We start from the raw sequence: 7,504 nt of genomic DNA, 5'->3' as shown, positions 1-7,504 counted from the left end.
CGAGAAGGCTGCCTGCAAGTAGGTTGAGGATGACGGGCCAATGTGCCGCGACTTCTGTTGCCGGAACCGTGCCGGCCCGAAAGGGAAGAGCGGATGCAACCACCACGAGGCTCATTGCCTTATTGAGGATGACCGCTTCGAGCGCGCCAAATCGAAATGCGCCAATAAGCAAGGGAAGGCGAAATTCCGCGCCGCCGAGTCCGATCAGCCCGCCTAACGTTCCGATGAGAGCGCCGCCGGCAAATGCTCCGGAACGCGAACGCGGCGTTGTCGCCGTTACGGATGCGTCGGTCATGGGAGCCTGTCAGGATCGCTATGGTGCAACGAACATAGCGCTGAGAGACGCGGCGCCAAGTCTTTCGATTTCGGTGTCCGCTCACCGCCCCATTCCGGACATTGCAGTTGACGCGCATCGAGTCCGCAAAGGTCGTGTTTCCCCGTTGGCCGCTTTCCCTGGCCAGGGGTTAGCGGCTCCAGAACCTGGTGCCCGCCTGCAGCAGTGGCGATGCTTGTGCCTTGCTCGCGCGCAGGACGGGCCGCCGGCCCTGGCTGACGGCCGCCCTGAGATCGGCGACGCGTTGCTGGGGGTTGGGCCGGGGCGGTGCGGCGCGGGCTTCTCTCTCGGGCAGAACGCGCCTGGTTAGAGCGTATTGCCAGCGTCTCGCTCGGTATTCCGGGTGGGCTCGGAGGGGTTTGTGCAGAAGATTGCGACCTTGTTGCCAACCGGATCGCGCAGGTAGCCGACGAAAAAGCGCTCGCTATACTCGGCGCGGAAGCCGGGCGCGCCCTCATCCTTGCCGCCTGCTGCCACGCCCGCGGCATGTAGTTCGCGTACCAAGGCATGGCTATCGACGCGAAAGGCCGTCATCGAGCCGTTGCCGACCGTCGCCTCGCGTCCGTCATAGGGTTTCGTGATGTAGACCGCCGGCCCATTGTGGCGGGGAATGTCAGGCAGCGCGTATATGATCGCGCCCTTGGATTCCGTTTTGACGTAGCCGATCGGCAGCAGGATCGCGGAGTACATCCTCCCTGACAGATCCACGTCGTTGGCGCCGATCATGATGTAGCTGAGCATCGTGTCTCTCCGGCCATGATGCTTCCATACACGTGCTGGCACGAGCCACAAAGCCGTAGCCACAAAGCCGTCCCAGGCCGTCGCCGTGTCGTTGCTGAAGGCAGGATCTCACCGAAACGCTGGCGCTCGAGGACGTCATGATCATCCTGGAGGGCGGCCTTCGGTTGCGACAGACGTCGGACGGTCACCGCCGGACGATCACCGCCGGGCGAGATCGTCTCCATGTCCAAGGGCGAAACGGTGACCATCTGCTGGCATGAGGAGGGAGCAGCAACCGCCTATGTCCGCATTGGCGGTCGGCCCACGCGAGAGTCGCGGCACTCTGCCTTGTCTATGCCACTGGCCGGCGCCGCGGCGGCGGGAGAAAGCGCTCCAATTCCCCCGTCCAACCCGATCGGGAATGCCTTCGCCAGGCTGACGTCGTTGCTGCGCGCCGGAGCGAAGCACACCATCACAGCCCTCTGGGACCCTGTCAGGGCAATCTTCGGACTTTTCTGCCCAACCGAATGCGAAAACGACTTCGGAACCGCGGGATATGGCCCAGATCAAACCGTGCACGCTCTGGTTTACATCTCCCGGCTTTTCTGACCGTCGACAATAAGACCGACCCATGACTGATCGATCACCAAGTCACGCGACGTAATCCCGGCTTGGCTTTTGGGAGTGCTCTCGGATAACGGCATCCCACGCTGCAGCCGGTTGCCTATCCTCTTGCGGAAGCCGTCTCGTCTTCGCAATAGTGAGCCGAGCGGTTGACGGGCAAGATCAGCGTTGACCTAGAGGCCAGTGGTCCGAAATCGATGCCTGCCAACGGCAGGAAGCGATGTTGCACGAGCCTGGGCGCTCGCATAACAATCGATCCGCCGAACAATGCTTTCGGCCCAGGTCCGGCGGCTCGCTGGCCTTTTTTCAGAGGCGCTCAATAACTCGGAGGAGACATCGATGACTCGACGTGTTCGCTTCGTGTTGCCTTACACGTTACTGGCCTCACTCGCCCTGACCGGGGCGGCGGCGGCCCAAAGCCCAGGCGGAACGCCCGGACTCACCAGCACCGCCGTGCTGTCCGGACGCGACCTGACATGGGACATGGCCTTCCTGCCGGACGGGACGATGTTCTTCACCGAGAAATGCGGTGGGCTCTCGGTCCGGCTGCCCTCGGGCAAGATCAACGCCCTGCTCGGCATCAAGGATTCCAAGAACTACCCCGAGACCGCATCCGACCTCTTCTGCGGCGGCCAGGCCGGCATGTACGGTGTGACGATCGACCCCGATTTCGCCACCAACCGCTTCATCTACGTGTCCTCGGCGTCGAACATGACCGCGCCGGGAACCAACCGGGTGCTGCGGCTGACGGTCAATCCCGACCTGACCAAGGTCTCGAACCGGCAGGATATCGTCACCGACATCGCCTACAAGGCGGCGCCCAGCGACCATCCCTTCGGCGATGCCGGCGCGCATAATGGCGGGCGCCTGCGCTTCGGCCCCGCGGATGGCTTCCTCTACGTCACGACGGGCGACACCCATAATGGCGAGGTGCCGCAAAGCCCGACCCGGATCGGCGGAAAAGTGCTCCGCATCGACCGGGACGGCAAGGCCGCGCCCGGCAACAACCCGCCACAGGGCTTCGATCCGCGCGTCTTCACCTATGGCCATCGCAACCCGCAAGGCATCTGTTTCCGCCCCGGCAGCAACCAGCCCTACACGGCGGAGAACGGCCCCTGGCATAGCGACGAGGTGACGGCGCTGACGGCCGGCGGCAATGCCGGCTGGGATCCGCGGCCGAATATCGGCGGGCGCGGCGACTGCCCCGACAAGTATTGCGGCTACTCGCCGAACCAGATGGGCGCTGTGGATCCGAAGGAGCGCTCGGCATTCATGCCGATGACCGACACCAAGACCTATCCCAACGCCATGAAGCCGGCCTGGAACAACGACACGCTGTCTCAGGGCATGTCGTCATGCGTGTTCCTGAACGGCCCGCAATGGAAGGACTGGAACGGCCGGATGGTCGTGACCTTCATGGGTATCGGCATCCACGGAACACCGGTCGGCAACCGCCTCGACGTGCTCGACATCACGCCCGACGGCACGTCGGCCACGCGCAGCACGGTGTCCCTGCCGATGCCGGCCGGGCGCTTCCGCTCCGTCGTGCAGGCACCGGACGGCAGCATGTATGTCGCTACCGACCAGGGCGACGTCTACCAGCTCAAGCCCAACTGAGCTTTGACCAGCAGCCGCGCCTGCCGCAAGCGGCGGCGCGGCTGTCCTTTCGTCGGCGGGCCCGGCCTGGCCGTGTCCATGGCGCGATCAGCATCCCAGGCAGCGCTCGGGATTCAGCACAGGTCCCGCAGATCATCGCGTGCTTGTCATCGCGTGCTTGGCCTGCCCAGCCGGAGGGCCGATGATGATCCCTGCGTTGTTGCTGTTCGCTTCGTTTCGACCACTGTTCCGCGATACCGTCCGCCCCGGATCGCGCAAGATGGGAAGCCCGCTCAATGCTTGATTTTCGGCTTGATTTTCGGCTTGATTTTCGCCAACTCGCTGCAGCCGCTTTCGCCGTGCTTCTGACCTCCTCGACCGCTTTCGCAAGCGCCGAACTGGCCAAAGCTAAGAACTGCGTGGCCTGCCATTCCGTCGAACGGAAGCTGATCGGCCCGGCCTACAAGGCCGTGGCCGAGCGCTATGGCAAGGATGAAGCCGCGGTCAAGCTCTTGAGCGAAAAGGTCGTGAAGGGCGGCGGCGGCAATTGGGGCCAGATGGCGATGCCGCCTCAACCCGGCGTTTCGCCGGAGGAGGCCGAAGGTCTGGTGAAGTGGATCCTGTCCCAGCAATAGGGCCTGATGCTCACCCTGATTTGATAGCCAGGCGAAGCCGCCGCGCTGATGGCGCTGCCCGAACTGTGGTACACATATGCGACGGCGCCGCGCGCTGTCCGCCGCGGGCACGCGAGCCCGGTATCGCGCATGGATGCGCAAATGCGAGACGCCAGGCGGCGCCCTTGACGCCATCTCGCTGAGGTGAAGGCGCGGAGCAGTGCCGACGATGCCGGACTGGGCGTCGGCCGTCCAGGTCGGCCGCCCAGGTTGGGTCCGGCGGAGCGGCAATGGGCCTCACGATCGATGCCGCCGGAGGAGAGGAGTGAAGGGATGCGTTCTCGCAAACTCCTGACGCGTTCTCGCAAACTCCTGGCCCTGCCGATCGCCGGCAGCCTCATCGGCGCTTTATGGGCATTGCCGGCCGGAGCCCGTCTCGGGACCGAGGTCGCGCCGGACGTGACAGACAGCTCTGAAGTGACAGACCCCTCTCCGGAACTGACCCCGGTCCCAGTCGCCGGCCCGTTCGAGTTCCCGTGGTCGATCGGATTCCTGCCGGATGGCGCCATCCTGGTCACGGAGAAACCGGGGCGTCTCCAACTGATCCGGGCCGGATCCGCCATGCAGGAGGTCGGTGGCGTGCCGTTGGTCCTGAGCGGCGCCCACGCCGGGCTGCTCGACGTCGCTGTCGATCTGGACTTTGCTCGCACCGGTACGCTGTACCTGTCCTATGCACATGGCACCGAAATCGCGTCCACGATCCGTGTCCTCAAGGCCCGGCTCGACCTCCCGGCCCATGCACTCGTTGATCAGCAGGTCATCTTCGAGAGCGATCCGCCCGCCGCGGGCCTGGAGCAGCTCGGCGGGCGGATCGCTCTGACCCGCGACGGACACCTGCTGCTCACCCTCGGTGATCGCTGGGAGGGGAAGCGCGCGCAGGATCTGTCGGATCACGCCGGTTCGATCATCCGCATCCGCCTCGACGGCACGGTGCCGGAGGATAATCCCTTTTTCTCGGTGGCAGGCGCGAAGCGTGAGATCTGGAGTTATGGGCATCGCAACCCGCAAGGCCTCGCCATCGAACCGATGAGTGGCCAGGTCTGGTCAGTCGAGCATGGTCCGCAGGGCGGGGACGAGTTGAACCGCATCGAGGCTGGTCTCAACTATGGCTGGCCGATCATCTCCTCTGGGCTCGACTACGGCGGCTCGCCCATCGGGGTGGGCAATGCTGCCGCGGGAATGGAGCCGCCGGTGCACCACTGGACCCTCCCGGTTGCCCCATCCGGTCTGACGGTCGCGCGGGACGGGGATCGGCTCAAGGCCTGGGTGGGCTCGCTCGCAGGCCAGATGGTCGTGCAGCTTACGGTGCAGCAGGGTCAGGTTCGACGAGAGCGGCACCTGCTTGAGGGTGAGCTTGGTCGCGTTCGCGACATTCGGCGCGGGCCCGATGACCTGCTCTACGTGATCACCGACGATCCTGCTGGTTGGCTCTACCAATTGCAGCCAACGACGGAGCAGGTCGCGCAAGATGAAGCGCGATAGAGCACCGGACCGAAAAGTGGAATCCGGTTTTCGGAAAAATCCGATGCTCAAACAATGAGATAGATCGCCCATCCTGCGTCCGAACGGACGCAGGATGGGCGATCTAGAGCATATTCGTGTTTCTCCGAATCGCGAAAATGCTCTAGCTCTTTGTTTTATCGCATTTTCTTCACGCGAACCGGTGTCCACTTCGCTCGAAAATGCTTTAGCCGCGATCTCCGATCCGGGCTTGCGACAAAACGGGGGAGCTGATCGGGGCTGCGCTGTCGGCTGAGTTGCTTTCAGAAGACGTCCTCCCGAGCGGCCGTCGGCAGCAAGTAACGGTCGGCCAACCTTTCACCAGCGTCGCGATCGCCTCCGAGCGCTCGCCCTGGCACAAAGCGGACATCGATCGTGCGGCTGTCGGTCAAACAATTTGCGTCCGGCGGCTGATGATCGCCTCAGAGAACGGCAAGGGAATTCGTCAGCCGAGCGAGCCTACGCTTCACCGAGGACGCCGGCATCGAATGGCACCACTCTCGAGCGCTTTGATCGCGACATAGGCCTCCGCGCCCGAGACCTCCGCCATCATGTTCTTTCATGATCGCGATCCGGCATTCGCAGGATAAAGGTTCGGGAACCAGCGTTCCGCAACGTCGCTCGGGAAGGCGAGGCGCAGGGGAGCTCGGTGCGACGAGGCCGTCATCATGCCGCGATTGACAAGTGCCGCTGTGACATTCCTCGCGCCGCGCTCCCCATAGCCGGTCAGCGACGGGATCTTCGAGCGCTCGACTTCTCCAGCGATTACCGCTTCGCGCAGCACGGCGAAGCTACCGCGCAAGAGGCGTTTTGCACGGATTTCTTCCTCGACATGGATCTCCATACGAGTCAGCAGCGTCGACGGCTCGAGGAGATCGCTCATAAATTGGATCTGGTCGAGCGACCGGTCCAGGAAAAACTTGCAGAACGCGATGAGGCCCCGCTGGGTGAGGTTGCCTCGGCCGTCGCGGCTGCCTTCGCGAGGTCCATCGGCCTGGGCGAGCAGCGACTTGTAGAGCGTCTCGTCGCGTGCGAGCCCTCGGGCGACCGACCACAAGCTGGTGCCGATGCCAAGTCGCTTGAAAAGAGCGTGAGACATCAGCCGTGCCACGCGGCCATTGCCGTCGAGGAATGGGTGGATCCACAAGAAGCGATGATGGACCGCGCCGACCGCCTGGATCTGACGGAATTTGTTCAGCGGTGGCGACTGATAGGCTGAATCGAACCGCGCCATGAACCGGGACAGATCACCGTGCGCCGGCGGCAGATGGCGGCCAACCTGGACATCGCGCTTACGCCATTTGCCCGGCTCGATCTCAAGCCGCTCTCCCGTCTTTCGGTCGGTCACAAACAGCATCTCCGGAGGCAGACGAGAGCAAAATTCCTCGTGTAGCCAAGCTGCATAGGCGGCCGAAGCCGGCCAAGCATCGGGATCGCGGCTGGTATCGATCAGCTGCTGAACGTAAATGTGCGCTACCGCTTCCTTCTGCAGCTCGCGTTTTTTTGGTTCGGAGGAGAAATCATTGGCAAGCGCGCGATCAATGTCGCGTGGGTGCGTATCATGGCCCTCGATGAGGTTGGAATAATAGCAGTTCATGGACCGAACGAGGTCGCCGATCGCCTCTTGCAAGATGGGATGAATACGACCGGCGAGCTTGCTGGCTTGCCCATTGAGCTCAACCACCGCATCCTCTAGCGCTCCCGAACCTTCTTCGGGAACCATCGGGTCCATACTCGTGATGTCCATGCCGCGTGTATACCGGATAATATGCCGGTTTGTAATGCTGTAAAAACCCATTATTATCAGCAACGTGAGCGGATTTAAATTCGCCTTGGCACCGGTTTGAATGCCGGTTTGAATGCCGGTTCTTGACGAGGGACCTGGAGAAGCCCGCGTGGGCGCCGGCTGGCCGGAACCGGATGTTTCTCACTCGCGAAACGGCATCGCAGGGAAGCCCAGTCAGCGGACCTTCCGAAGGTCAGCACTGGGCCAATCTTCCCCATCAGGCGCTCTGCCGCGAATGTTTCAGATGGGTCGACATTCCCGAACGAGGTC

5 protein-coding genes and 2 pseudogenes are annotated in these 7,504 nt (G+C 63.2%); 4 read left to right on the top strand and 3 right to left on the bottom strand.

What is annotated here, in order from left to right; translation table 11 throughout:
* Positions 1–295: pseudogene (locus tag FG93_RS25590) on the bottom strand (sulfite exporter TauE/SafE family protein); the annotation flags it as partial.
* Positions 296–640: 345 nt separating this feature from the next.
* Positions 641–1,075: a VOC family protein gene (locus FG93_RS25585; RefSeq protein WP_043240191.1), complete on the bottom strand. Its 435-nt coding sequence runs from the start codon at positions 1,073–1,075 to the stop codon at positions 641–643.
* A 387-nt stretch (positions 1,076–1,462) separates the two neighbouring features.
* On the opposite strand from FG93_RS25585, the pseudogene FG93_RS33705 reads away from it, so the two are divergent.
* The 4 genes and pseudogenes from FG93_RS33705 to FG93_RS25565 all read left to right on the top strand — a co-directional run.
* A pseudogene (locus tag FG93_RS33705) lies at positions 1,463–1,663 on the top strand (hypothetical protein); the annotation flags it as partial.
* 354 nt (positions 1,664–2,017) lie between these two features.
* On the top strand, positions 2,018–3,295 hold the full coding sequence (locus tag FG93_RS25575; RefSeq protein WP_043240279.1) for a sorbosone dehydrogenase family protein: 1,278 nt from the start codon (positions 2,018–2,020) through the stop codon (positions 3,293–3,295).
* Between the two features lie 275 nt (positions 3,296–3,570).
* Positions 3,571–3,909, top strand: coding sequence for a c-type cytochrome (locus FG93_RS25570; RefSeq protein ID WP_052514191.1), 339 nt, complete (start codon positions 3,571–3,573; stop codon positions 3,907–3,909).
* Between the two features lie 285 nt (positions 3,910–4,194).
* Positions 4,195–5,430: a PQQ-dependent sugar dehydrogenase gene (locus FG93_RS25565; RefSeq protein WP_081881853.1), complete on the top strand. Its 1,236-nt coding sequence runs from the start codon at positions 4,195–4,197 to the stop codon at positions 5,428–5,430.
* A 577-nt stretch (positions 5,431–6,007) separates the two neighbouring features.
* Here the strand turns inward: FG93_RS25565 and FG93_RS25560 are convergent.
* Positions 6,008–7,180, bottom strand: a complete 1,173-nt coding sequence (locus FG93_RS25560) for a Fic family protein (protein ID WP_244448735.1) — start codon at positions 7,178–7,180, stop codon at positions 6,008–6,010.
* Between the last annotated feature and the right edge of the window lie 324 nt (positions 7,181–7,504).

This window comes from Allobosea sp. LC85 (assembly GCF_000735605.1).
Taxonomy (GTDB): domain Bacteria; phylum Pseudomonadota; class Alphaproteobacteria; order Rhizobiales; family Beijerinckiaceae; genus Allobosea.
This window is presented reverse-complemented; position numbering and strand designations above follow the sequence as displayed.